The 25,308-nt window shown below is 62.8% G+C and carries 27 protein-coding genes; 16 read left to right on the top strand and 11 right to left on the bottom strand.

The annotated features are described in order from the left end of the window. Nucleotides 1–102 precede the first annotated feature (102 nt). From P8Q88_RS03590 to dapA, 4 genes are all read right to left on the bottom strand, one after another. Entirely contained in the window at nucleotides 103–2,580 is a 2,478-nt protein-coding gene (locus P8Q88_RS03590) for a hybrid sensor histidine kinase/response regulator (protein WP_278322451.1), read from the bottom strand. Beyond that, nucleotides 2,577–3,182, bottom strand: coding sequence for a DUF2062 domain-containing protein (locus P8Q88_RS03585; protein WP_278322450.1), 606 nt, complete (start codon nucleotides 3,180–3,182; stop codon nucleotides 2,577–2,579). The genes P8Q88_RS03590 and P8Q88_RS03585 overlap by 4 nt, the downstream gene beginning before the upstream one ends. Before the next feature lie 108 nt (nucleotides 3,183–3,290). Further along, nucleotides 3,291–3,773 carry an SsrA-binding protein SmpB gene (smpB, locus tag P8Q88_RS03580; protein WP_278322449.1) on the bottom strand — a complete coding sequence of 161 codons (483 nt, stop codon included), beginning with the start codon at nucleotides 3,771–3,773 and terminating at the stop codon, nucleotides 3,291–3,293. 46 nt (nucleotides 3,774–3,819) lie between these two features. Further along, a complete protein-coding gene (gene dapA / locus P8Q88_RS03575) occupies nucleotides 3,820–4,701 on the bottom strand; it encodes a 4-hydroxy-tetrahydrodipicolinate synthase (RefSeq protein ID WP_278322448.1) in 882 nt (293 codons plus the stop codon). A 104-nt stretch (nucleotides 4,702–4,805) separates the two neighbouring features. Here dapA and P8Q88_RS03570 point away from each other — a divergent pair, with 104 nt between their 5' ends. From P8Q88_RS03570 to P8Q88_RS03560, 3 genes are read left to right on the top strand one after another with little or no spacing between them, the layout of a single operon-like run. Further along, complete coding sequence (locus P8Q88_RS03570) at nucleotides 4,806–6,749, top strand: lytic transglycosylase domain-containing protein (RefSeq protein WP_278322447.1); 1,944 nt, start codon at nucleotides 4,806–4,808, stop codon at nucleotides 6,747–6,749. A 22-nt stretch (nucleotides 6,750–6,771) separates the two neighbouring features. After that, nucleotides 6,772–7,263 (top strand): GreA/GreB family elongation factor, encoded by a 492-nt coding sequence (locus P8Q88_RS03565; RefSeq protein WP_278322446.1) that lies wholly within the window; start codon nucleotides 6,772–6,774, stop codon nucleotides 7,261–7,263. Further along, entirely contained in the window at nucleotides 7,256–7,738 is a 483-nt protein-coding gene (locus P8Q88_RS03560; protein ID WP_278322445.1) for an invasion associated locus B family protein, read from the top strand. Before P8Q88_RS03565 ends, P8Q88_RS03560 begins: the two co-directional genes overlap by 8 nt. Before the next feature lie 60 nt (nucleotides 7,739–7,798). Here the strand turns inward: P8Q88_RS03560 and P8Q88_RS03555 are convergent, their stop codons facing one another. Then, nucleotides 7,799–8,467 carry an outer membrane protein gene (locus P8Q88_RS03555; protein WP_278322444.1) on the bottom strand — a complete coding sequence of 223 codons (669 nt, stop codon included), beginning with the start codon at nucleotides 8,465–8,467 and terminating at the stop codon, nucleotides 7,799–7,801. Between the two features lie 280 nt (nucleotides 8,468–8,747). Here P8Q88_RS03555 and rlmN point away from each other — a divergent pair, with 280 nt between their 5' ends. From rlmN to P8Q88_RS03515, 8 genes are all read left to right on the top strand, one after another. Continuing rightward, nucleotides 8,748–9,989: a dual-specificity RNA methyltransferase RlmN gene (rlmN, locus tag P8Q88_RS03550; RefSeq protein ID WP_278322443.1), complete on the top strand. Its 1,242-nt coding sequence runs from the start codon at nucleotides 8,748–8,750 to the stop codon at nucleotides 9,987–9,989. A 4-nt stretch (nucleotides 9,990–9,993) separates the two neighbouring features. Beyond that, nucleotides 9,994–11,001 carry a septation protein IspZ gene (locus tag P8Q88_RS03545; protein WP_278322442.1) on the top strand — a complete coding sequence of 336 codons (1,008 nt, stop codon included), beginning with the start codon at nucleotides 9,994–9,996 and terminating at the stop codon, nucleotides 10,999–11,001. After that, nucleotides 10,998–11,594, top strand: coding sequence for a class I SAM-dependent DNA methyltransferase (locus tag P8Q88_RS03540; RefSeq protein WP_278322441.1), 597 nt, complete (start codon nucleotides 10,998–11,000; stop codon nucleotides 11,592–11,594). Before P8Q88_RS03545 ends, P8Q88_RS03540 begins: the two co-directional genes overlap by 4 nt. 178 nt (nucleotides 11,595–11,772) lie before the next feature. Then, a complete protein-coding gene (locus P8Q88_RS03535) occupies nucleotides 11,773–12,420 on the top strand; it encodes an MOSC domain-containing protein (RefSeq protein ID WP_278322440.1) in 648 nt (215 codons plus the stop codon). A gap of 131 nt (nucleotides 12,421–12,551) precedes the next feature. After that, complete coding sequence (locus P8Q88_RS03530; RefSeq protein ID WP_278322439.1) at nucleotides 12,552–12,938, top strand: glycine zipper 2TM domain-containing protein; 387 nt, start codon at nucleotides 12,552–12,554, stop codon at nucleotides 12,936–12,938. Nucleotides 12,939–13,053: 115 nt separating this feature from the next. Continuing rightward, nucleotides 13,054–13,827: an SDR family oxidoreductase gene (locus P8Q88_RS03525; RefSeq protein ID WP_278322438.1), complete on the top strand. Its 774-nt coding sequence runs from the start codon at nucleotides 13,054–13,056 to the stop codon at nucleotides 13,825–13,827. Then, complete coding sequence (locus tag P8Q88_RS03520) at nucleotides 13,824–14,495, top strand: cytochrome b/b6 domain-containing protein (protein WP_278322437.1); 672 nt, start codon at nucleotides 13,824–13,826, stop codon at nucleotides 14,493–14,495. Before P8Q88_RS03525 ends, P8Q88_RS03520 begins: the two co-directional genes overlap by 4 nt. Beyond that, on the top strand, nucleotides 14,485–15,225 hold the full coding sequence (locus P8Q88_RS03515) for a molybdopterin-dependent oxidoreductase (RefSeq protein ID WP_278322436.1): 741 nt from the start codon (nucleotides 14,485–14,487) through the stop codon (nucleotides 15,223–15,225). The genes P8Q88_RS03520 and P8Q88_RS03515 overlap by 11 nt, the downstream gene beginning before the upstream one ends. A gap of 3 nt (nucleotides 15,226–15,228) precedes the next feature. Here the strand turns inward: P8Q88_RS03515 and P8Q88_RS03510 are convergent, their stop codons facing one another. Beyond that, entirely contained in the window at nucleotides 15,229–15,666 is a 438-nt protein-coding gene (locus P8Q88_RS03510) for a DUF1801 domain-containing protein (RefSeq protein ID WP_278322435.1), read from the bottom strand. 53 nt (nucleotides 15,667–15,719) lie between these two features. Between P8Q88_RS03510 and P8Q88_RS03505 the strand changes: the two genes are divergently transcribed. The 5 genes from P8Q88_RS03505 to P8Q88_RS03485 all read left to right on the top strand — a co-directional run bounded on the left by P8Q88_RS03505 (nucleotide 15,720) and on the right by P8Q88_RS03485 (nucleotide 21,610). Then, nucleotides 15,720–16,970 (top strand): SAM-dependent methyltransferase, encoded by a 1,251-nt coding sequence (locus P8Q88_RS03505; RefSeq protein ID WP_278322434.1) that lies wholly within the window; start codon nucleotides 15,720–15,722, stop codon nucleotides 16,968–16,970. A 53-nt stretch (nucleotides 16,971–17,023) separates the two neighbouring features. Continuing rightward, entirely contained in the window at nucleotides 17,024–18,205 is a 1,182-nt protein-coding gene (locus P8Q88_RS03500) for a hypothetical protein (protein ID WP_278322433.1), read from the top strand. A 57-nt stretch (nucleotides 18,206–18,262) separates the two neighbouring features. Continuing rightward, nucleotides 18,263–18,736, top strand: a complete 474-nt coding sequence (locus P8Q88_RS03495) for a hypothetical protein (RefSeq protein WP_278322432.1) — start codon at nucleotides 18,263–18,265, stop codon at nucleotides 18,734–18,736. 212 nt (nucleotides 18,737–18,948) lie between these two features. Further along, on the top strand, nucleotides 18,949–20,163 hold the full coding sequence (locus P8Q88_RS03490; RefSeq protein WP_278322431.1) for an argininosuccinate synthase: 1,215 nt from the start codon (nucleotides 18,949–18,951) through the stop codon (nucleotides 20,161–20,163). A gap of 979 nt (nucleotides 20,164–21,142) precedes the next feature. After that, complete coding sequence (locus P8Q88_RS03485) at nucleotides 21,143–21,610, top strand: septal ring lytic transglycosylase RlpA family protein (RefSeq protein ID WP_446532534.1); 468 nt, start codon at nucleotides 21,143–21,145, stop codon at nucleotides 21,608–21,610. Between the two features lie 253 nt (nucleotides 21,611–21,863). On the opposite strand, the gene P8Q88_RS03480 is transcribed toward P8Q88_RS03485, so the two are convergent. The 5 genes from P8Q88_RS03480 to P8Q88_RS03460 all read right to left on the bottom strand — a co-directional run bounded on the left by P8Q88_RS03480 (nucleotide 21,864) and on the right by P8Q88_RS03460 (nucleotide 25,296). Then, nucleotides 21,864–22,505 carry a hypothetical protein gene (locus tag P8Q88_RS03480; protein WP_278322429.1) on the bottom strand — a complete coding sequence of 214 codons (642 nt, stop codon included), beginning with the start codon at nucleotides 22,503–22,505 and terminating at the stop codon, nucleotides 21,864–21,866. 83 nt (nucleotides 22,506–22,588) lie between these two features. After that, complete coding sequence (locus tag P8Q88_RS03475) at nucleotides 22,589–22,894, bottom strand: hypothetical protein (RefSeq protein WP_278322428.1); 306 nt, start codon at nucleotides 22,892–22,894, stop codon at nucleotides 22,589–22,591. A 75-nt stretch (nucleotides 22,895–22,969) separates the two neighbouring features. Then, nucleotides 22,970–23,326 carry a hypothetical protein gene (locus P8Q88_RS03470; RefSeq protein ID WP_278322427.1) on the bottom strand — a complete coding sequence of 119 codons (357 nt, stop codon included), beginning with the start codon at nucleotides 23,324–23,326 and terminating at the stop codon, nucleotides 22,970–22,972. 622 nt (nucleotides 23,327–23,948) lie between these two features. After that, nucleotides 23,949–24,611, bottom strand: a complete 663-nt coding sequence (locus tag P8Q88_RS03465) for a hypothetical protein (RefSeq protein ID WP_278322426.1) — start codon at nucleotides 24,609–24,611, stop codon at nucleotides 23,949–23,951. Next, the gene (locus P8Q88_RS03460; protein WP_278322425.1) at nucleotides 24,604–25,296 is read right to left on the bottom strand and encodes a hypothetical protein; all 693 of its coding nucleotides are present in this window, start codon (nucleotides 25,294–25,296) and stop codon (nucleotides 24,604–24,606) included. The genes P8Q88_RS03465 and P8Q88_RS03460 overlap by 8 nt, the downstream gene beginning before the upstream one ends. Nucleotides 25,297–25,308 lie beyond the last annotated feature (12 nt).

The following is a 25,308-nucleotide window of genomic DNA, read 5'->3' as shown; positions in this document are numbered from 1 at the left end:
CTCCGACTCTTCAACTGCCACGGTATGTATCTGCTTTGTTCCGCAAGAACAAGTAGGGAACGAAACTTTTTTTCCCATACCCGCGCTCGGCCCGCTCGCGGATCAGTCGCGGTTCTGATCGGCGAGGACCTCGGCCACCTTGGCATTGATCTGCTGTACGCTGAACGGCTTGGCGATGAAGAACATGTTGTCGATGTCGATATCGTTGCGCAGCTGTTCCTCGGCATAGCCGGACATGAAGAGGATCGGCACCTTCGGCCTTACCTTGCGGATGGCACGCGCCATGGCTGGCCCGTCCATCGCCGGCATCACCACGTCGGAAACGATCAGGTCGAAATTTTCCGACCCGTTCGCCACTGCGGCGAGCCCTTCTTCCCCATCGGATGCGGTGGTGACGGTATAGCCTGCGCGGGCGAGCGCGCGTTCCGCCACGGCGCGAACCATGTCCTCGTCTTCTACCAGCAGCAGCTTGCCGCCGCCCGACCACTGGCTCGCGCGCGCCTCCGCCTCTTCGTCGCGGCGCATGGCAATCGGCAGTTCGCCCTTGTGCACGGGGAGGTAGATCGTGAAGCGCGCGCCGGCGGTCTGTCCGTCCGGGCCGCGCACATTGTCGGCGAAAATGAAGCCGTTCGACTGCTTCACGATGCCATAGACGGTGGAGAGCCCAAGACCCGTGCCCTTGCCCTGTTCCTTGGTGGTGAAAAAGGGCTCGAAGATCTTGCTGATCAGTTCGGGCGGAATGCCCCCACCCGTATCCTGCACGATAAGCACGGTGTAATCATCCGCCGGCATGATATCGCTGCCCATCTTGCGCACGTCGCGCGCCGAAACGCGCCGGGTGGCCAGCGTCAGGCGGCCCTGCCAGTCCTGCTTGCCCGACTTTTCGGCATGCGCCTGCATCGCATCGCGCGCGTTCACAGCAAGATTGATGATGACCTGTTCGAGTTGCTGCGGGTCGGCCCGAACCGGGCCAAGCTCGCGGTCGTGACGCACGACGAATTCGATCTTGTCGCCCATCAGGCGCTTGAGCAACTGGCTGACCTCGCTCACCACGTCGGGCAATTGCAGCACCACCGGGCGCAGCGTCTGCTGACGGCTGAAAGCGAGCAACTGGCGGGTCAGGCTGGCCGCGCGGTTGGAGTTCGCCTTGATTTGCTGGATATCATCGTAATCGCTGTCGCCCGGCGTGTGGCGCAGGAGCATGAGGTCGCAATAGCCGATGATGGCGGTCAGCACGTTGTTGAAGTCATGCGCCACGCCGCCCGCCAGCTGGCCGACCGCCTGCATCTTGGTCGCCTGCGCAACCTGGCGACGCAGGCGCTTTTCCTCGGTCGAGTCGGTGATCGACAAGAGGACGGCGGCATCGCCCATGCCGCGAATGCCGGCGAGACCGATCGAGACCGGTTCCTCGCGATTGCTGGCAAGATGCACCGCCATGTCGCCGCTGGTGCTGGCACCCTTGGCGAAGCGCCGAACCGTATCGGCGATGGCCGCCTTGTCTTCGCGCACGACGAGATCGGACGGGAATTGCGGGAGACCCTTGCCGTCGCGTTCGACAGCGCGAAGGAAGGCCGCATTGGCAAACAGGAAGCGTCCGTCGCGATCGGTCAGCGCGAGGCCCAGTGGCAGGGCCGACAACAGCGCCTCGAGCTGCGGGATCGCGGCCTTGCCGCTACCCTCCCAGCCGCCACCGATGCCGACCGTCCGGTCGATCAGCAGCATCAGCGAGGGCGCCTGATCTGCATCCTTGCTCCGCGCCCCGCTGGGTAGCTCGAGCGGGACATGAACCAGCGTCTGCGGCGAGCCCTGCTGGCCCTCGCGCGCGAAGAATATCCGGTCGCGATCGTCGGACCGCAAAAGCTGCACGAATTCCATGCCGACGAGCGAGCGCCTGGCATCGCCCGTCGCCCGTTCGGCGAGACCCGCGGTCGCCGCCTGAACGATGCCGTCGGGCGCAACCATCGCGAGTTCGAGCCCGGCACGCGACATGACCTCGCCGAATGGTCCCTCGACTCGTTCGGCAAGCCCATCATAGCTGCGCTCGGCAACGATTTCGGAGAACCGCCAGACGAGAAAATCCTCGCCCCGTCCGGCGCGCTCGACCTTGAGCCGGAATCGCTTGTCGGCCCCGTCGATGCTGAGCAGATCGACCCGCGAGCCGCCGTCGCGCCAGGCCTCGCGTGCCGCCATGCCGAGCCGCTCGCCCGATTTGGCGGCGAACTCGATCTCATTGGGCGGCAGTGCGCCGCCAAACCACTCTTCATAGGCCGAATTGGCACAGATCAGGCGGTTGGCACGATCGGTTATCGCGACTGCCTTTCCGCTATCCTCGACGGCGGCGGCCGTGACCGACCAGTCCGGCACGCCCGCTTCGCTTTCGACCGGGCCGCTACGCAGGCGCGCGGCGAGCAGAAGCATCAGCAACAGGGCGACCAGCGCCCCGCCGTAAGCCATTGCGACAACCGATTGCTCGCCCACGATCCAGACCAGCCCGATCGACACGATGGTAGCCGAGACCACCCCCACGATCAGCGGGAGCGGTGGAAGGCGGGCGATCGTCGTATCCTCTGCAGGAATCACTTCTTGCGCTCCGCCAGGCGCTCGTCGAGCCGCCGCTCCATAATCCTGAGGCGCCGCCGCCGCTTCGTGGCGACCATGTTACGCCAGACGAGACTCGCCACCACATAGCCGAGCGCCGAGCCGACGACGGCAAGCACCACGAAACCGAAGACCGTGACCAGCACTGTCACCCCGACCCCCTCGAACATCTCGAGGAACCACGACCAGCGTCCACTCGCCATCTCCTCCTGCGCTGCCCCTCCGGTCACGTGCACATCCGCCCTCAAAATGAAGGAGCCGACCCGGTTGGCGAGCACGGCCCAGAACGGGAAGGTGAAGGGATTGGTGATGAAGGTGACGAGTGCCGACAGGGGCACGTTTGCCCGTGCAGGCAGGGCCATGAAGGCGGCGAGGAAAATCTGCCCCACCGGGATGATAAAGCCCGCAAAGATACCCAGCGCGACACCACGCGGCACGCTGCGACGGGTGAAGCGCCATAATTCCGGGGTCAGGAACCGGTGAGCGATAGGCTTGAGATACTTGTTCGCGGCAAGCTGCTCGCGCGTGGGCATGTACTTGCGGATCAGGTCCGCCAGGAAGGTCTTGGACTTCGGGTTCGTCATGGCCACAATGTGAAGATGCGCGTGCAGGGGTGCGAGTGCAAGGTGGTGCGCTCTAGCGTGTCGCCATGAATGCGCAATGGACAGGGTGCGACGCCCGGATGACAGCCCCTACCCACGCTCGCGCATCAGGCGCGCCTTGTCGCGCTGCCAGTCGCGGTCCTTGATCGTCTGGCGCTTGTCATGCGCCTGCTTGCCCTTGGCCAGCGCCAGCTCCACCTTCGCGCGCCCGGTCGAGTTGAAATAGATCGACAGCGGGACCAGCGTCATGCCCTTGCGCTCGACCGCGCCGAACAGCTTCTCGATCTCGCGCGCATGCAGCAGCAGCTTGCGCGGTCGCCGCGGCTCGTGGTTCAGCCGGTTGCCGTGGCTGTATTCGGGAATGTTGGCATTGATCAACCAGACCTGCCCGTCGCGCACCTCGGCATAGCTTTCCTTGATGCTTGCCTCGCCCGCGCGCAGCGCCTTCACCTCGGTCCCCTGCAAGGCAAGCCCCGCTTCGAACGTCTCCTCGACATGATAGTCGAACCGCACGCGCCGATTGTCGGCGACGGTCTTCTGCTTGTCGAAAGTTGCGGGTTTGGGACGGGCCATAGGGTGGGCGCATGTAGGGGTGGTAAAAGCGAAAGGAAAGACTTGGCTAGATTAGCCCGGCAATTTCCAGCGCCTCGTCGACCGCCTTGCGGCTGGCTTCGCTTGCATTGCAGAGCGGCAGGCGCACGTCTTCGGAAAACCAGTCGTGGACCCTGCTGAGGGCATATTTCACCGGCGCGGGGCTGGCGTCGGAGAACATGGCATAATGCAGCGGGAACAGCCGGTCGTTGAGGCGGCGTGCGGTGATGAGGTCGGCCGCCGCGATCGCTTCGTGGAATTCGGCGCACAGCGCGGGGGCGACATTGGCCGTCACCGAAATGCACCCGGCCCCGCCCGCGGCGGAGTGCGGGAGCCACAATTCGTCATTGCCCGATAGCTGGCAGAAATCATGGCCGATCCCCATGCGATGGTCGGCTACGCGCGACAGGTCGCCGCTGGCATCCTTGATGGCTATGATCCGCTCGGGGTATTTCGTGACGAGCTCGACTACGGTCTCGTCCTCGATATCGGTCACCGTCCGGCTCGGCACGTTGTACAGCACGATCGGCAAGTCGCTGTTCTCGGCAAGGAAGCTGAAATGCGCGATCAGGCCTGCCTGGCTGGGGCGGTTGTAATAGGGTGCGACGCACAGGCCGGCGGCGGCGCCGGCCTTTTTCGCGAAGTTCATGTGCAGCAGCGCATTGCGCGTATCGTTGCTGCCGCAGCCGGCAATCACCGGTACGCGACCGGCAGCCTGTTCGATGCACACTTCGACGACGCGGTGATGCTCCGCATTCGATATCGTCGAGGCCTCGCCGGTCGTGCCGCAGGGCACCAGCGCCTTGCTGCCATTGTCGATCTGCCAGTCGACCAGTCGACGGAATGCCGCCTCGTCGAACGATCCGTCGCGGAAAGGAGTCGCCAGAGCCGGAATCGAGCCTGAGAACATTTACGCTGGTCCTGCATTGATTAGATGAAGAAGCGCGATGTTCATCGCGCCGCGGGGTTTTTCATTCAGCGCCTGATAAGGAGGCAGCAGCCACTATGTCCAGCATGGGCAACAAAACAGCACTTTCGTCGATCCTTCTTGCCAGCGCGGCATTCGTCATGCCGACAACGGCTCAGGCGCAGGAGGATCTGCGCGGCAATATGGTGGCGCAGCAGCCTGCGCGGATGGATGCGGTGATCGCGCAGTGGGAATATCTGACGAAGCGCGACGATCTATCCTTCGCCTCCTATGCGAATTTCATCAACAGCTACTCGGACTTTCCCAAGCAGGACTTGCTGCAGCGTCGCGCGGAAAACGCGCTCGACAATGAAGCGGCCTCGCCGCAGGCGCTGGTGTCCTTCTTCGATCGCCATGCGCCGCTGACCAACAGCGGACGCGCGCGTTATGCTCTCGCGCTTGCCTCGATGAACCGCTCGGAAGCGTTCGATGTGGCGCGCGAAGCGTGGCGCAACGGCACGATGAGCGGGCCGGCGGAACTGTATCTCGTTGGGCTGTTCGGCAGTCGTTTCGCGCCAGAGGACCACGATGCGCGCATGGATGCGTTGCTGTGGCAGGGCAATCTCGAAGCGGCATCGCGGCATATCGTGCGCGTCTCGCCTGCCTATCGCCAGATGGCGCAAGCCCGGCTGGCGCTGCTCGGCGGGTCGAACCCGGCGGCATCGGGCATTCCCGTGCCGCAGGACGCGATGAGCGATGCAGGTTACGTCTACAATCTGACCCGCCACTATCGCAGTTCGGGCCAGCCGCTGCAGGCGGTCAATCTGCTCGGCAATCGCGCGAATTTCGCTGCGCCCGCCTTCGATGGTGCGCAATTCGTGACCGAAGCGCTGGCCGTGGCGAAAAGCGCTGGCGCGCCGTCGCAGGCCGTGGCGATCGCGTCGAAGATAGACGATGTGTTCGCGCCTGGCGCTGACATTTCCGACGGCTCCTTCACGCTGCGCGACAAATACACCGATCTGATGTGGCTCGGCGGTACTAAGGCGCTCTGGTCGATGGGCGACGGCAATCGCGCCGCGCCGCTATTCTATCGTTACGGCACGGCGGCCAAGACGCCGCTGACACGCTCCAAGGGCTTTTACTGGGCCGGGCGCGCTGCCTCGCGCGCTGGTGACCGGGCAGAGGCCCAGCGCTATTGGGAACTCGCAGCAGAGTATCCGGAATGGTATTACGGCCAGCTGGCCCTGAAGGAATTGGGCCGCCCGGTACCGAGCTTCGCCGCTCTACCCCAGCCACAGGCCACAGCTGACGAGCGCGCGGCTTTCTACAATGATCCCCTGACGCAGGCGATCCGCACGCTGTCGCGCAACCGCCAGGACTGGCGCACGGAGCGCGCTTTCTTCGAAGCCATCGCCGACAAGGCTGACACGCCGGCCGAGATGGCTCTCCTTGGCGAGCTTGCCCGCGAAACCGGGCTGGAAGAAATGGCAGTTGTTGCCGGCCTCGTCGCGGGGGAACATGGCCTCAAGGGTTACGAACGCATCGGCTTCCCGACAGTCGACACGCATAGCGGGGCTAACTGGACGATGGTTCACGCGATTGCCCGCCAGGAAAGCGAATTCGACCGCAACCGCGTCAGCCACGCCGGCGCGCGCGGGATGATGCAGCTTATGCCCGGGACCGCGCGCGAGGAAGCGGGCAAGATCGGTGTCGCCTACATGTCGGCCAACCTTACGGAAAGTCCGAGCTATAACATTCGCCTCGGCGATGCGCACTTCGCGCGCCTCATGGACCGGTACAATGGCGCCTACCCGCTGGCCATCGCGGCTTACAACGCAGGTCCCGGCCGGGTGAACGAATGGCTGCGCCTGAATGGCGACCCGCGCACCGGCGCTGTCGACTGGGTGACCTGGATCGAACAGATCCCGGCGAACTTCGAGACGCGCTATTACGTCATGCGTGTCATCGGCAATGCCGTGGCTTATGCCAACATGCATCCCGACAAGTCGACCGCACGCCAGCGCGACATCGCCAGTTACCTGCCGCGATAGAATGCGCTAGGTGCGGGCCGCTATGGCCACGCAGAAATCCGTTCCGGGCAACCCGATCACGCCGGGAGGCTATGCCGCGCTCAAGGCGCGCTACGATCATCTTCTCGGCACCGAGCGGCCGCAGATTGTCGAGATCGTGAGCTGGGCCGCCGGCAATGGCGACCGGAGCGAGAATGGCGATTACCTCTACGGGCGCAAGCGCATGCGCGAGATCGACCGCGAGCTCGCCCATCTTGCGCGCCGCATGAAGCATGCGCGGGTGATCGAGCCCTCCGACCAGCCCGACAAGTCGCGCGCCTTCTTCGGTGCGACGGTGACCCTGGCCGACGAGGATGACAGGGAAACGGCGGTGACGCTGGTCGGGGATGACGAACAGGACGCTTCAGCCGGGCGGATCGGCTGGTCCTCCCCCCTCGCCCGGGCCCTGAAGGGAGCCGCCGTCGGGGATTTGCGGACCGTCAGGTTGCCCGGCGGGATCAAGGAATGGGAAGTGACGGCGATAGACTATGCTTAGAGCCATCGCTCTTCTTGCGGGTGTCCTGGCCGCTCCGCTCGCGGCCAAGGACAGCCTCGGCGTCTTTTCCAACTGGGGGGCCTTTCGCGACCCGTCGGTCCCGCGCTGTTACGCCATCGCAAAGCCCGAGCCGAACCGGCGCGCGCGCGACCACGATGGTTTTGCCACGATTGGCACCTGGCCAGGCCGGCAGGTGCGCGGACAGGTCCATTTCCGCCTCTCGCGCATGCTGGCGGAGCGTCCATCGCTGCAGCTGCGGATCGGGTCGCAGCGGTTCGATCTCACCGGTGGCGGTGCAGACGCCTGGGCGCAGAACCGCACTATGGACGCGGCGATCGTGGCCGCCATGCGGACGGCAACGCGTATGACCATCCGCGGTACAGACAGTCGCGGCAGGCGCTTTTCCGACAGCTACGCGCTGGCCGGCGCCGCGACGGCCATGGACGCCGCCACGCTCGGCTGCGCCCGCCGCTGACAAGATAAAGGGCCGGCAGCGCAAGGCGCCACCGGCCCCGTGGTTGTCCTGCAAGCTCGCTTAGAAGCGATAGCCGAAGCCAAGCATGACCTGGTGACGGTCGAGATCGGTCTCGCCCAGGTCCAGGTCGGGCTGCTCGCCTTCGAAATCCAGTTCCGCTTCGCTGTAGTTCGAATAGCGATATTCGAGCTTGGCGTAGGTGTTGGTGTTCAGCGCGTATTCCGCACCGGCACCGAGACGGAAACCGTCGGTGTCGATCTTGGCGCGATATTCGTCGCCGTCGAACGAGCTGTTCACGTTGTAGCGCGCATTGGTGTAGCCGCCCTTCACATAAAGCAGCAGGTCCGGATTGGCGAGCACGCCGGCGCGTGCGCCGACATAGAGGTCACGACCGGCATTGACGTTGCCGAGGCCGAAGAATTCGCCATCCGCACCGTCGAATTCGACGTCCGCGGTCGAATCGGTCAGTTCACCTTCAAGGCCGAGGACGACCCCGCCAGCGTTGAAATCATAACCGAGCCCGATGCCGTAGTTCACGCCGTCGATCGACTGGTCGTTGTCTTCGTTCACATCATCGTCGATGGTGCTGCCAGCCTTGCTGATATCGTAGCCGACGAGAACTTCGGCGCGCGGGCCGGTAAAGGTGCCGTCACCGGCTTCCTGGGCGACTGCCGGGGCGGCGATTGCCGCCATCGAGGCGGCGGCGAAAAGTGCGACTGTCTTTTTCATTGTTATACTCCGTTTCGTTCAGCACCGCTCTTTTTGGCGGCGTGGACCGATGAAACGGGGCGTCGAGGCCTATGGTTTCATTAACCTCCCACAACATGAAAGTGTTGCAATAGCGACACATTATTACGCCGAACCGTGCAGCGGTGAAGACGGAATGCCGATCGCGAAATTCTCATTTCCATTTGCGACGAGCGGTGGGAACCCGATGGCGGTGGAGGCGATTGGAACGCCCCTTGCGGGCTGGCCAAAAGCCCGCAAGCGCCCTATATGCGCCGTTCCCATGGCCGATACGACCCTGATGAGCATCCCCGGGCAAGTGGACCCGGTTCCCGTCGCGCGTGACATCACGCCGCGCGAAGATGGCCGCGTAGACCTCATCGGACTCCCAAAGGACCGCATTCGTGAGCTGTTCGCCGAGGCGGGCCTCGATCCGAAACAGGCCAAGCTACGCGCGAAGCAGGTGTTTCACTGGCTCTATCACCGTGGCGTCACCGATTTCGAGGCGATGACCGATATCGCCAAGACCATGCGCCCGTGGCTGACGGAACGCTTCGTGATCGGTCGCCCCGAAGTGGTCGAGGCGCAGCATTCGACCGACGGCACGCGCAAATGGCTGCTCAAGACCGCCGACGGACATGAATTCGAAATGGTCTTCATCCCCGATGCGGACCGCGGAACGCTCTGCGTGTCGAGCCAGGTCGGCTGCACGCTCAACTGCCGCTTCTGCCACACCGGCACGATGAAGCTGGTGCGCAATCTGACGCCGGGCGAGATCGTCGGCCAGGTCATGCTGGCCCGCGATGCGCTGGGCGAATGGCCCAAGGGCTCGATGGCCGGTTTGGACGAAGCCGAAGACGAGGGCCACTATACCTCCGACGGACGCCTGCTGACCAACATCGTGATGATGGGCATGGGCGAACCGCTCTACAATTTCGAAAATGTGAAGGGCGCGCTGAAGCTGGTTATGGACGGTGATGGCCTCGCCCTCTCCAAGCGCCGGATCACCCTGTCGACCAGCGGCGTCGTGCCGATGATGGATCGCTGCGGACAGGAGATCGGCGTCAATCTCGCGGTTTCCCTCCACGCGGTTACCAAGGAAATTCGCGACGAGATCGTGCCGCTGAACAAGAAATACGGCATCGAGGAATTGTTGCAGGCCTGCGCCGATTATCCCGGCGCCAGCAACGCCCGGCGCATCACCTTCGAATATGTGATGTTGAAGGACAAGAACGATACCGACGAGCATGCGCGCGAACTTGTGCGGCTGCTCAAGCAGTACAAGCTGCCTGCCAAGGTAAATCTGATCCCCTTCAACCCCTGGCCCGGCGCTGCCTACGACACTTCCACGCCCGAGCGGGTCAAGCGGTTCTCCGACATCGTGTTCGAAGGCGGGATCTCGGCCCCCGTGCGCACCCCGCGCGGGCGCGATATCGACGCGGCCTGCGGCCAGCTGAAGACGTCAGCGGAGAAAAAGAGCCGCGCCCAGCGGGACCGGGAAGCGGCCGAAGCGATCGAAGCGTAAGGCCATGGCAGGGGTGACGATCTGGCGCTATCGGCGCCGCTTTCGGATCGGTTCCACCACCGGTCTGGTGACGCTCCGCTCGCGCAGCGATGGCCTGTTCTCGGAACTAAGCCTCGATGGCAAGGTCGTTTCGATGGATGCGACGCCCGCAATCGGCCCCGATGCCGTGCGCAATCATCGCTTGTCCGCTCCGCTTCCCGACGGTTCGCTGATAGAGGTCGAAGCCGGCTATATCAGTTCCGTAAACGTCGGCATCGCGGTCCGGCGCGACGGGGAACTCATCCACGAAAGCCACCCAGGCAAAACCATCGCATATCCCGCGAAATATCGGGATATGGTGGAGAGCCATGCCAACGGAACGGTCGGTGACGCACTGTCGCAGGGCTTCAAGGACGACGCGGGCGAACACAACTCCCACATCGATTTCGGCGCCTTCAAGCGCAATCGCATTCCGCTGGCGGTCGACATTCTGCTCGGCCTGCTCTTTTTCGTCGTTGCCAAGCTGACCGATCTCACCACCGCTGCGCTGGTCGGGGCTGCGGTCGGCGTCGCCTTATTGGTGGCACAGCGGTTGACCAAGATCGATTTGCTCGGAGGGCTAGCGCTATTCGGCATAGCCTTGCTGTTGCTTTCAGCAGGCCTCGCGTTGGTTTTCCAGTCCGACGATGCGGTGAAATATCGCTCGTCGGTCGTCGGACTCGTTAGCGCCTCGCTGTTCTTTTTCGACGGTGTAGCCGGCGGAAACCGGCTCGCAGTCCGGCTGAAGCGCTATCTGCCCTATCGCGACATAGATGCCGCGCGACTCGGCATTGGCATGGGCGTGCTGGGCGCGATCATGGCGGGTCTAAACCTGGTTGTCGCGTTCTACGGCTCCACCGATTTCTGGCTCTTCTACAGCACTTTCGCAGACTTCTTCGTAACGATGGTGCTGATCCTGACGGTCTTCCGGTACGCACAGGGCAAGATGCTGCGCGATGTTGCGCCGGTCTATCGAGAGCCACCATCGGAATGAGCGACCCGGCGACGATAGCGTTCTACGAAAAGAACGCGCCTCGCTATACATTGGGCTTCGGCCAAGCGCCGAGCCGCCATCTCGATGCTTTTCTCGATCGACTTGGAGAAAGTGCACACATTCTCGAATTGGGATGTGGCGGCGGGCGGGACTCGGCCCGGATTGTCGAGCGCGGGTTCGACCTTGATGCGACCGACGGCACGCCCGCAATGGTCCGCAAGGCAAACGAGCGTTTCGATGTCGGCGCGCGCCTGCTTCGCTTCGACGAGCTCGACTCTGTATCCGAATATGATGCCGTCTGGGCGCATGCGTGCCTGCTGCATGTTGCGCGAAGCGACCTGCCGTCCGTGCTCGCTGCCATCCATCGCGCCCTGGTTCCGGGAGGATGGCATTATGCCAGCTTCAAGCTCGGCGATGGCGAAGGTCGCGACCTGCTCGGCCGGCTGCACAATTTTCCCGATCCCGGCTGGCTGGAGCATGCCTATCGCGCGGCCGGGTTCGGCATCGTCGCAACGGACATCTATGCCGGCAAGGGAGCGGACGGCACGCAACGCGACTGGATGGCGCTGACCGTGCAACGGCCTGCAGGCTGACCCGCACCGCAAGGCACCTTTCCTACTCCAGCAGGCTATGCTCAAACACCGCCATGACCGCCACATTACAGCCTGAACCCGCGAGAACTCGCCGCTTTGCGCGTGGCTGGTTTTTTCCCGCCAGGACAGTGGTCCATGCGGTCCATGTTTCCGATCCTGCTGAAAGGCCGCTCGCGCTGTGAGCGTGATCGCGACTGCGATCTGCGTCGGCCTGCCCCGCCCCTTCAACGGTGCGGAGCTGAGCGCGATCGACAAGCGGCCGCTGGATGGCCGGGCCGGTATCCGCAGCTTCGGAATCGAAGGCGATATGGTCGCCGATGGCAAGCATCACGGCGGTCCGGACATGGCGGTGCACCACTACGCCACTGACCATTACCCGAGCTGGGACGAGTGGCTCGGCGGCCATTCGCTGCTGCGCGGCCCCGCAGCGTTTGGCGAGAATCTGATGAGCACCGGCCTTGCCGAAAGCAATGTCCGCATCGGCGACCGCTTCCGGCTCGGCACAACCCTGCTCGAGGTCAGCCAGCCACGCCAGCCGTGCTGGAAGATCGAGCACCGCTTCGACCGCAAGGGCATGGTGAAGCGGATCCTGCGAACGCACTGCTGCGGTTGGTACTACAGGGTGATCGAGGAAGGAGTGGCCCGGGCGGGCGAACCGCTTGAGCTGGTGGAGGAAGGACCGGGGGACTGGACCGTGGCGCGGGTCTTCGCCGCCATCTATGATCCGGCATTGCCCATGAACCCGTCGGAACTGCGCTCCATCGCGGCACTAGAGGTGTTGAGCGCCGCCATGCGGGACAAGGCGAAAAGCAGGCTGGGGGAGTAACCGTTCGTCGCATCGGACCGTTCGGTTTATCGCTAATCGCGCCTTAACGCCGCTCGTTCATCGGAGGTTGTGGACCCCGTCTCCACCTCGCCGATTGATGAGCCGAAGCACTGATATTTGAGGCAAGAACAATGAAGAAACTCGCTCTCTCGATTGCCGCCGGCACCATGGCCCTGACCGGCCTCGGAACCGCCGCCCCCGCTGCTGCGGACCCGCCGCCCTGGGCGCCTGCCCACGGTAAGCGCGCCAAGGACCGCGCGATCTACGACAGCCGCGGCTACTATGTCGAACCGCGCCGCATATCGCGCGATAGCTACATGTGGCGCGGGCGCGATGGGCGCTACTATTGCCGCCGCGACAACGGCACGACCGGTCTCGTGATCGGTGCCGGCGTCGGCGCGTTGGCAGGGCATGAGCTTGCCGGCCGCGGGGACCGCACGCTTGGCGCGATCCTCGGCGGGGCCGTTGGCGCAGTCATCGGCCGCGAGATCGACCGCGGAAGCCTGCGCTGCCGCTGATCTGAACGAGATTCGAGGGGCATAGCCCTTCGGGTACGCGGGAGGCGCGTCATGTCCGGCATCGTTCGGGGATGGCGCGCCTTTCCATTGGCCAGCGTTCGGCTATGGTAGAGCCATGGTGGATCGCAGCAAACCGGCAGTGCTCGTGACAGGCGGCGCCAAGCGGCTGGGTGCGGCGATCGCACGAGCCTTTGGCGCAGCAGGCTGGCATGTCGTGATCCACTACCGGCGCTCAGCGGAAACAGCGGAGTGCCTGGCTGCAGAGCTGGACAGCAGCGAAACGATCGCCTGCGACCTGTCGGACGGCGATGCCGCCGTGGCGATGGTCGAGGAGCTCGCGGGGCGCCTCAGCAATTGGCGGGTGCTGATCAACAATGCCTCGCTGTTCGAACGCGACGATGTAACCACGCTCGATCCGGCAACGAACCGCAGGGCGATGAAAGTGAACGCCGTCACCCCTGCCCGCATGGCGCAAGCCTTCCTCGCCAGATCGAGGGCGACGGAGGGACGGCGGGTCATTCAGGTTACCGACCAGAAGCTTGCCAACCCCAATCCCGACTTCTTCAGCTACACCATGAGCAAGCATGCCCTCGCAGCTACCGTCCCCATGCTGGCCATGGCTCCAGCACGCGAGAGCGACCGGATCTATGCGCTGGCGCCTGGAGCGATCCTGCCAAGCCACGATCAGACCGAGGACGAAACCCAGGTATCACATCGGCTGAATCTGCTCCGCCGGAAAACAGGGCCAGACGAGATCGCCGATGCAGCGCTGTTCCTCGCCGAGGGGCATTTGGCCAGCGGGCAAACTCTCTTCATCGACAGCGGCCAGCACCTGCTTTCCCAGCCGCGCGATGTCATCTACCTTGCGCGCGAAGGGGAGCGACTGTGAAGAAGCACGCGCTATCGACGAGGCTTTGGCACTGGCTGAACCTGCTATGCGTGATCGTCCTCTTCATGTCCGGCCTGACCATCAGCAATGCGCACCGCCTGCTCTATTGGGGCGACTGGGGCTTCGACCGCAGCCAGGCCTGGCTCGAAGTGCCGCGCTTCCCGGACTGGATGACCATTCCCGGCTATTACAGCCTGGCGGTCGCGCGGGACTGGCATATCCTGATGGCATGGCCGTTTGCGCTCGGGCTGCTGTTCATGTGGATCGCAATGCTGGCCAACCGCCATTTCAAGCGCGACCTGACGACGACACGTCGTGAGTGGCGCCCGAAGGCCATTCGGACCGACATTGTCGAGCATTTGAAGCTCAATTTCGACCACGGCGAAGGCAAGTACAACTTCCTCCAGAAGCTCGCATATGGCCTGGTACTGGGCGTTTTCCTGCCGATGATGGTCTTCACCGGCATCGCCATCAGCCCCGGTATGGAGCCGACCTTCGGCTGGCTGGTCGACCTGCTCGGCGGCCGCCAGTCGGCACGCAGCCTGCATTTCATCTTCGCCTTCACCATCCTGGGCTTCTTTATCGTGCATGTCGCGCTCGTCCTGCTGTCCGGTCCGATAGGCCAAATCCGCAGCATGCTCACCGGAGGATCGACCGATGAAGCGTAGAGGTTTCCTTGCCGCTGCCGGTGCCGCCTTCGTCGCCGGCTGCAACAAAGTCGCCGATAGCGATGCCGGTGCTCGGCTCCTGTCGGCCGCGGAGAAGTGGCACATGGGCGCGCACCGCCTGCTCTCCAACGGCGAGGCGCTCGCCCCCGAGTACCCGCGCAGCGCCATCTCGCCCTACTTTCGTGGCAATGGATCGGTCGACCCGCAGAATGGCGACTACCCCCGTCATGTCGAGGAGGGCTTCGCCAACTGGCGGCTCACCGTCGGCGGGCTGGTCGAGAACCCGCTCGCCCTTACGCTCGACAACATCCGCCGCCTGCCCCAACGGTCGCAGGTCACCCGTCACGATTGCGTAGAGGGGTGGAGCGCGATCGGCGAATGGACCGGACCGCAGCTCTCCCTCCTGCTCGACGAGGCGCAGCTTCGGCCCGAAGCGCAGTTCATCGTCTTCCGCTGCGCCGACAACCTCAACGGCCAGGACTATTACGAGAGCGTCGATCTGATCGACGCCTACCACCCCCAGACCATCATCGCCCACAGCCTCAACGGCGAGCCCCTCCCCGTCCGCAACGGCGCGCCCCTGCGCATGCGGATCGAGCGGCAACTGGGCTACAAGCACGCCAAGTACCTCACCGCTATCGAAGCCGTCGCTAGCCTCGACGACATCGGCGAGGGACAGGGCGGCTACTGGGAGGACCGCGCGGGCTACCAGTGGTACGCCGGCATCTGATCCTCAATCCGGATAGGTGCGCGCCATCGCCTCCCAATCGTTGCGGATCAGCTGCTCGAGCACATCCATGTCCACATCGGCCAGCTTGTTGATGTAGAGGCAGCTCTTGCCGGTCTTGTATTTGCCCAGCTTGTCCAGCAGCGCGTCGCGCCGCTCCCCCGCTTCTTCGTCGCAATAGCCCCCCATCAGATAGAGCGAGTGCTTCGCCTTGCGCGGGCTGAACCCGGCGCGCATCCAGGCAACGTCCCGCCCGCTGGCATAGGTCGTCTCGTACACGCCATAGCCGATGATGCTCGGGCCCCACATCTGCGGCGCCTCGCCGGTGACCTTGCGGAACAGCGCGTCGAGTTCGCGCGCTTCCTCGCGCTTTCGCTCCGGCTCGACGGCGGCGATGAAGTCCTCGGGTTCGACCCCGGTCGGCTTGGTCTTCGCCTCTGCCATGGCGCTCTCCCATTCGGACTCGACAAGGCCGGATTGTGACGCAAGATGCCCGTATGAGCAAACGCCTGCTGTCCCGCTTCCTCGGCTCCGTCATCGAGAAGGGCGTCCTCGAAGCGCGCTTCGCCGACGGCACCACCACCCGCTTCGGCCAGCCTGCCGAGGGCTATCCCGAACTTGCCGTCATCTTCCGCGACGCCAAAGTCCCGCGCGACATTCTGCTCGATCCGCGCATCGGCGCGGCGGAGGCCTACATGGACCAGCGCCTCGACCTCGAGGGCGGCGGCATCATGGAGCTCGTCCAGCTGCTCCGCTCCAACGCCGTGTGGGAGCGGGGCGGCAGGCTGCGCCCGCCCTCGCTCGGTCGCCGCCTCCGCAACCGCGCCAGCTTCGCCATCGGCTCGATCAACGACCGCATCGGCGCGCGCAAGAACGTCGCCCATCACTACGACATCGGCAACGACCTCTACCGTCTCATGCTCGACCCCGAGCACATGCAATACAGCTGCGCCTACTGGCCCGAAGGGGTCGAGACCCTTGCCGAAGCACAACATGCCAAGCTCGCCCATATCGCCGCCAAGCTGGCGCTGGCCGACGGGCAGCGTGTGCTCGACATCGGTTGCGGCTGGGGCGGCATGGCAATCTTCCTCGCGCAGCACTTCGACGTTAAGGTCCACGGCATCACCCTGTCCGAGGAACAGCTCGCCCTCGCCCGCAACCGCGCGCGCGAGGCCGGAGTCGACGACCGCGTGATGTTCGAGCTGGTCGATTACCGCGATCTCGCCAAACGCGGGGAGCGGTTCGACCGCATCGTCTCGGTCGGCATGTTCGAGCATGTCGGCCGCCCGCAGTTCGAGACCTTCTTCCGCGCCTGCGCCAACCTGCTGGCCGACGATGGCGTCATGCTGGTCCACACCATCGGCCGCTTCGGCGGGCCGGGCACGACCGATGCCTTCACCTCCAAGTACATCTTCCCCGGCGGCTACATCCCCGCCCTGTCGGAGACGCTGGCGGCGAGCGAGAAGAGCCGCCTGATCCACTCCGACATCGAGACGCTGCGGCTGCACTACGCGAAGACCCTGCGCGAATGGTATGCCCGCTGCGAAGCCAACCGCGCGGCCATCGTCGACCTTTACGACGAGCGCTTTTACCGCATGTGGACCTTCTACCTCTCCGGCGCGACCGCCGCCTTCGAATGGGGCGGCATGGGCAATTACCAGATCCAGTACGTCCGCGACCGCCGCGCCTTGCCGATCACGCGCGATTACATGGCGGCGGCGGAGAAGCGGCTGCTGGGTGGGGATTGAGGGCAAGGCTGTGCGCCCGAGAGCCGTGTAGGACGAAATGAGGGTTCGCCCTTGTGCAGTCCTACGACATGGACCGCATGTTACACGGTCCAATGGGGAAAAAGCTGCGTGGTTACGTGGTAGGTTTACAGTGCCGGAAAGACGCGGGGTGGACGCAGCAATTGCCATGCGGTCCGGTACCACCACGCTGGATGAGTAGGAAAGCGCGGGTAATATCGATGAAGCGTAGAAGCAAAATTCTGGCCGGAATAACGCTGACAATCGGCCTCTGCTTCCTGGGCGTGCTCTGGCTCATCACCGGCTCGCCTCTTCCGTCCATACCCCCTTCGCGGACGCCCCCTCCCGTGGGCTTCGATGCCGCAGAATACGCAGCCCTTCCGTCGGTACGAACGACTGACGACGCCGAGGTCCTGAATATCGGCAGCTACGGCAATCCCTTCGATGCGAATCTGCATCCCGCTGCCCTCGTCACGAGTTTTCACGTCAATACCGACGATGATAGGCGCCGCCTCTTGTTCGTGGACCGGAGCGGAAAGTTGATCGGGGAGATCGCCGATAATTCAGAGCTTCGTTCTGCAGGCTCGTTCATGATCGCACCGGGCGGCTATTACGAGATCAGCACCGACAGCATTTCTCGGCGCCTGCCGATGACCTATCTCGGTGAGATCAATGATCGCGACCTTCGCCGCCTGATCGAACAAAGCGAACTGTACGCCAGTTTCGACGAGACCATCTCGATGGATAGCCTCGAGGGCGGTTCGACCATGCAGAGAAACCACCTGATGCGGCATCGCGGTGTCTGGAAGCGCGCCGTGACGCAAGGCCAGGAATACTATCCCTGGAAGACCGGCGACCTTCGCGATTTCGAAGGAGTTTACGACATCGGACGCTCGAATGCGTCTAACGATGCGCCGAACTTCTTTGGCGGACGTTACAGAGTGGAGCTCACCCATTTCGATCAGCAGGAGTTTTTCCCTCACCGTAACGCCCCCATGGGAAGCACGACCGGCACTCCGCGATACGCGCATTGGACGGGAACCGGCTATTACACCGTGCTTGCGGATGACCGTCCGGTGCTGCGCTTCCGGGTCGATCGAGATCGTGAGTACGTCGGAGAAATGAGCGGGACCACCCTGGTCGCGGAAGGGCTCGGCTCGCTCGATTTCGTGATCCTGCAAGTCACCGACCATAACAATCGGCGCGACATGGTGGTAGTCAGCATTCGCGATCGATAGTTTTTTCGCAGAAAGCGCCGTGTCTCGTCACGGCCGATAACCGGATGAGTGCCAGAGATGGAGCGCGAAACACAGGTCTTCTTGGATACTACGGCGGCGCTACGCGATCACGCGAATTCGCTAATGGCGCGCGCTGCGAGCATTGAAGACGATGCCAGCTTCGCACCCGAACTCGAAGCCGTTTACGACGTCAGCCCGAGAGACAAGATTCCGGCGTTGTTGCGCGAAGCGGCCAAGCTTTGCGAACTGTTCCATGATCGGATCGAAGCCGCCTTGGCGCAAGCCAAGGCACAGGAAGCGCTGACTTTGCTGGTTTCCTCCATGTCTCACGTCGACCGGCTCCTATGGGAAAGGCGACCGGATATGGAATTCGAAAACTGGGGGGTGCCATGGCTCCGTTCCAGGATAGCACCGATCTATTTGCGGGCCGTTCCGCTATTCGATCTGGATGCGGAACCTTACGACCTTTCTTCCCAGGAGGAGTTTTCCTGCTGGCTTGATGAGAACCCGAACCCGTGGGATGGAAGTTAAATCGCTCGGTATCTCGACAGCTTATGTCGAATTGCCGAGATTTGGCATGGCCCCCAACCTGAGCACTACAATACACCCTTGCCAGTAAAGTCGCGCACAAAAGCCCGACCCACTGACACCCCAAATCATCTTCAACCTCCCAAGCACATTCCCATTTGCCTACAGCGTCACGCTCCTGCTAGCGGCGCGGCCAAGCTAGCGAAGGTGTATCCATGTCCGAGATCAAACGCGTCGTTCTCGCCTATTCCGGCGGCCTCGATACTTCCGTCATCGCCAAATGGCTCGAGGTGGAGCGCGGGCTGGAGGTGGTCACCTTCACCGCCGATCTCGGCCAGGGCGAGGAGATCGAGCCGGCGCGCGCAAAGGCCCGGGCCATGGGCATTCCCGACAAGCACATCTTCATCGAGGACCTGCGCGAGGAATTCGTGCGCGACTTCGTCTTCCCGATGATGCGCGCCAATGCCCGCTACGAGGGCGATTACCTGCTCGGCACCAGCATTGCGCGCCCGCTGATCTCCAAGCGCCTCGTCGAGATCGCGCACGAAACCGGCGCCGATGCCATCGCCCATGGCGCGACCGGCAAGGGCAACGACCAGGTGCGTTTCGAACTGTCGGCCTATGCGCTCGACCCGGACATCCGTGTGATCGCTCCGTGGCGCGAGTGGGACCTGACCAGCCGCACCGCGCTGATCGCCTGGGCCGAAGCGCACCAGATCGCCGTGCCCAAGGACAAGCGCGGCGAGAGCCCCTTCTCGACCGATGCGAACCTCCTGCACACCTCGAGCGAGGGCAAGGTGCTGGAGGACCCGTGGGAGGAGACGCCCGACTACGTCTATTCGCGCACCGACCACCCGGAGGATGCGCCCGACACGCCGGAATATATCACCATCGATTTCGAAAAGGGCGACGGCACGGCGCTGAACGGCGAGGCGATGAGCCCCGCGACGCTGCTGGCCGCGCTCAACGATCTCGGTCGCAAGCACGGCATCGGGCGGCTCGACCTGGTCGAGAACCGCTTCGTCGGCATGAAGAGCCGCGGGATGTACGAGACCCCGGGCGGCGAGATCTACGCCCGCGCCCATCGCGGCATCGAGCAGATCACGCTCGATCGCGGGGCCGCGCATCTCAAGGACGAGCTGATGCCGCGCTATGCCGAGCTCGTGTACAACGGTCTGTGGTTCAGCCCCGAGCGCGAAATGCTGCAGGCGGCGGTGGACCTCAGCCAGGAGAAGGTCAGCGGGACCGTCCGCCTGAAGCTGTACAAGGGCAATGCGATGGTGGTGGGCCGCAAGTCCGCGAACTCGCTCTATTCCGAGGCGCATGTAACATTCGAGGACGACGCAGGCGCCTATGACCAGAAAGACGCGGAAGGCTTCATCAAGCTCAACGCCTTGCGCCTGCGGTTGCTGGCCAAACGCGATCGTTAGTTGCGCCGCAGCGCAATTGTGCGTTGCGATATTGCGCTCGCGAGATCGTGAGCGACAGGAATTTGCGACGAGCGGTTGACTTATCCACTCCCCTCCACAGCGAAATCCGGGGAAAGTGGAAAAGTCAGCTCTTGCCAGCTTGCAGAATCGGCTGCGGAGGCGCAGCTTCAACCCATCGGAACGGCGCGGAAACAAGCTGAACTGGACAGTCGAAAGACTTGAAAGAGCAGAGTTTTTCCAAACCGGGATGACGTTGCGGAACCTGTCCGCGCGGTTCAAGAGACCCTCGTGCAGAGGACTTCGGTCCAAAGCAAGGCGGGTCGATGACGGAACCGCGAAGGTGTTTCGGAACGAGCTTGGCCAACCCGGCCGGAAGCCGAAGGTGGCGTCGATGAAAGGTCTTCGGACCGGACAACGATGTGACCGTTCGAGGCGGAAGGCCACTAGTGGAAAGTCAAGCTGCGGAACCACCTGATGAAGGTCGGTCTGCGACGGAAGCGAGGGTCTTCGGACCTGGCGCACCCGAGCGGGTCAGCTGGAGGGAGGATCCGGATGCCGGTGCGAGCGCCGGTGATAGAACCTGAAGACTGTTTTCAGACAGCCGGAAGGGAAAACATCGGATGCCAAGTCTGCGTCCCTTGAACTTCGGTTGAAGGAACACGGCCACGCATCGGTGAGAGTGGGGTCGGCAGCGATGCCGGCCCCATTTGCTTTGCAGCATCCCGATTGAGCGGTCGCATTGCATCGCTTTGAATCACCCGAGTCCATTGCTGGTAGTGTGGTCGCCTGGCACCCCCAAAACCTTGTATGAGCGCGTTGCCACCCCCGATGGTCACGACGAACTGTGGCGCGAATGGGGCAGTTGACGTCCGCGTTAAGGACTCTCCGGACACCCTCGGCTATAGCAGCGCGAACCGAACGGGAGGTCCAGTTCATGGCCAAACGCATGCTTCGCAGCGCGGTTTTCGCGGCTGCTTTCATCCTGCCCGCCACCGCGGCGCACCCGGAAGAGCGGGCGAGCGACACGCTCGAGACCGCCAGTTTCGACAGCCAGTTCGCCGGTTTTGCGGCCCTGCCCCCGGCACCCGAGCCCGCGGGCAAGGCGGTCGACCTCGGCACCTTCGATCCGCCGGTCGAGCCGGAGCCGGCCATCACCGCCATCACCGGCGGCAATGCCTCCTATTACGGTCGCAAGTTCCATGGCCGCCGCACCGCCAGCGGCGAGGCCTTCGACATGCGCGCCATGACCGCCGCGCACCGTACCCTGCCCTTCGGCACGCTGGTGCAGGTGACCAACCCGCGCAACGGCAAGAGCGTGACGGTACGCATCAACGATCGCGGCCCCTTCCACGGCAACCGCGTCATCGACGTAAGCCGCGCCGCCGCCGAGCAGCTCGGCCTGATCCAGCGCGGCCACGGCCCAGTGGAGCTGGCGCTTCTTGATTAGCCTCAAGCGCCGGCGGCCGCATCCGCGGCCTTAGGCTATCCTCGCTCCCTCCGGTCGCTGCGGGCGCACGTCCAGGTGGCCTTTGGCCAGCTGCGTCTTCGACTTCGCTTCCGTGCTTGCCTCGCTGGTGCTTGGTTCTCTGGGAGGCGCACCGTCGAGCCAAGCATCGCCCTTTCCTCTCCTAGAGCACCGGGGCGGCGGAGCCCCGGCAAGCGTGACCACGCGCCCGCAGCGGGCGCAGCTTGCTGCGCGTCTAGCGAGGATGCACCTGCGGATGCAGGGGCGTAACACAAGAACTCTCCCCCTCGGCCACCCACTCCCCCGCCGCGTTGCGCGTGTGGAGCGCCCAGTCTGCGCCGTAGCGCCACCAGTCTTCGTCGCCCGCTTCGAAGGCGGCCATCTGGCATGCCTCCACCTCCCACGCATGGCCCGTCAGCTCCTCGACAGGCGGCGCATCGGCGGGGCGCGCTTCGTCCATTTCCTCGATCAGGCGAGAGACGCGCGGGTAGTGCGGGCATTCGCGGCATTCTGGCCAGCTCGGCGCGGCGCAGCATAGCGCAGCAGCCCCATCCGCCGTCTCACCCACATTGCACACCGGCTCCCACCCTTCGGGCCCGACGCGGTAGTGCGGCTGCCCGTCATCGGTGCCGAGCCGCGCGCCGATGCAGTCGCAGGCCGGTTCGGCCGGAGCACCCGCCGAACCCTCGCCGCCAGAAGACATGGACCGCATGTTACACGGTCCAGGGGACAAAATCTCGGCGGTATCGGCGGGCGGCTCCACCTCGATTGCTCCCCCACGCCGCATGCGGGTGAGCATCGCATCGAAATTCTCCGCCAGCTCCTCGATCCGCGTGTCGGTGCGCAGGCGGTCGAGCCGGCCGAGATGCGAGAGCAACAGGCGGTCGGAGAGGCGGCGGCGCGTGCCTACGAGCTCGCCCCTTCAACTGCCTGCCAAGGCAGGCGCTCAGGACAGGCTACCTACCACACCTCCTCCTCCACGCCGTTCATGGCGCAATCCGCCAGCTTCGCCTCCGCCGCCGCACGCGCGACAACCAGCGCGGCATCCCACGCCCGCCCGAAGGCCGCGGAGCCCCGCCGCGCGCGATAGCAGGTCTGGTGCGAGACCTTCACCCGCCGCGCCGCGGCCCGCACCGATCCGGTGACCGCCAGCGCCTCGAGAAACGCCACCTGCCGCTCGGCCACGAACTGCGTCTGCGGAGCACGCTCGTGCTCTGCGAAGAGATCGGAGTGGAGGACGATGGGGTGGTTGCTGAGATCGGTCATGCGGTTCACCTTGCGAAGGAGGAAGGGAACCGGGTCATTTATACTAGAGCGATCGAGTAGGAAAATGGATCGGCGCTAGGAATGCGCGAGCAGCAGGCGGCTGTCATAGCGCCTGCGCTGCGCGCCCTCCTCCCCGTGATAGAACACCGCCGCCTCCACTTCGTTGAGCGCGCGATCGGCGAGCGTCGCCTCGGCATGCGCCCGCGCCGCGAGCAGCGCCGCATCCCACGCCTGCGCCAGCGCCACAGAGGCCCGCTGCTGGCGATAGGCCGTCTGCGCCGAGACCCCCGCCGCGCGGCAGGCGAGCCGGACGTTGCCGAACAGCTGGAGGCTTGCGAGAAACTCGGCCTGCCGCCGGGGCGAAAATACTGTGTGCCCGTCGCCGTGAGGACCGGCGGTGGGGGTGGGTTCGATGGTGACGATTGCGTTCATGGTTCACCTCTTTTATTTGAGTGAACCGGGTTAGTTATATAAGGGAAAGGCAGTAGGACAGTCTAGAGTACCGCGATGACTCAATGCAAATGAATCGCATTTGTTCTCAGTTGGTTAGCTCGATACGGCTAAACTGAAACGTATCTAGTAACCGATCCCTGAGCGCTCTCATCTTCGCTTTTCCCGTAACATCTTCCGACCCTCGAATAATCGCATGTTCGTCATTGCTGCCTTCGATAGGGTCGTCATAAACAAAAAAGGCTTGGTCATCAGTGTCGGGAATTAAGATACCGCGAATTTCCGCTACACGAGCAAAAAGCGGAGACCGAGGTTCACGTTTTTCTCCCGCGATTTCGCCCGACCTGCGGGATAATTCCTCCAACGACAAGTTCGTTGATCGATCGATTGAAGACCCGTCGGACTCACCGCAGATGTTGGAATAGCTTTTTTTTCCCTGAAATAATTCACTAGTCGTAAATCGACTCTCAGCCGGATCAAAGATCTTACTATGCAAATGACGCACAACTTCCTCGCCGTCCTCAACCTCCGAGGACAGTGGTGCGCAACTCGGCAAAAGTTCCGAGTGGGATGTCCAACCCTTCCGTGACATTAAACTTGTGAGCTAAACTGCTCTTCCAAGAAAGTCATCCAATGAGAATGTCGTCAGTGTGGCGGAATCGATTTCTACCAACTCATTCTTTTTCCGATCATCAATGTAAGCTTCGACAGAACCCGAGTCCCCGAAAGCGATGACCGAAACTTTATCGTCGGCTCTCCATCGAAATCCAATCTCTCCATCTGCGTCAATGTAAGCCTCAGGAGAGTTTGTCTGACGAGTCATGATCATAGCTTTCAATCGTCGCGCGTTCTCCAAAGAAGCCTTACTTGGTGCCCTCGATTGCGGGCCCGCCCACCCATCTGACAATGAGGCCCAACGTGTGAGCGCATCAGACAATTTCGTCCAACCGTTCGAATGATGCTCTGAAATGCTAGAGAATTTTTGGCCTAAGTATGTAGCTCCAGATACTTTCTTCGCCGAAGGTTTTTGCCATAGAGCAGCGTTGGAGTTCGTTTTGTTGTCAATCAATATAAGGGGAAGACCTTTTTCGACCATTTCGTCATCTGATGCGAACGCCGTAGTTGGGCCTACCAAAAAGCTAGCAGCAAGAACGATTTCACCAAGCGTCTGTTTAGGACCCTTACCTTTTTTAACCGAGGAGTCGGACTCATAGTATGGCGAATGGCTTTGGGTGCTTTCTGCTCCGACCAATTGGTAACTATGCATTGCTTGCCTCCAGATCGATTTCCTTGACGTAGGCATCGAGAAGAGCCGCAACATCCTCAGTAGGAATTTCCGAAGTTGGAACACTGTTGAAATCCAAAGATTTCTTAAAGTAATAGATTGATTTCATAGCTGGCGTTGGACCAACTGGCTGGCCTCCCGCCACTTGAAATTCGATAAATTGAAGCTGCACAACAGAGTGATCAAAAATAAAATTCGACCTGTAATTATTGACCGAACGAATTTTATTATATCGAAAATGCAACTCTGAAGCACCCTCAATGGAATTCAATCCTGTTGCATTATAAAAAGATTCTATAGCCGCCTGCTCCGTATCGCACTTTCGCACCAGATTTGCTACGCACGAGACACGGCTAGGGTTCAGTTCACCAAAGAACTTTTGAACTTGCGGTAGATAGAACTGCAGTTGCGATATTGGTGCATCGACCATCGGGGGATCATTTCGCGGCGCATCTATGACCAAGTCCACTCGACCAGGCCGGGTAGTAATAGATTGCCGCACAGAGTCCCTGAAACCACTGGCCCTGCGACCAGGCAATGGCCCAGGCTCGGGTGCCACCTCCTCGAAATCAGACTTAAATACATCGCGATAAATTTCGTCACAGCGCATTTGTTCTGAATTCGCGGTAAATGCGACAAAGAGCAGATTTTCCGCTTGCCAATCCATATTATCTCCAAC

Source organism: Qipengyuania marincola, from assembly GCF_029688625.1.
GTDB lineage: Bacteria > Pseudomonadota > Alphaproteobacteria > Sphingomonadales > Sphingomonadaceae > Qipengyuania.
Note: the sequence above shows the minus strand (reverse complement) of the source record. Positions and strands in the feature narration are given on the sequence as shown.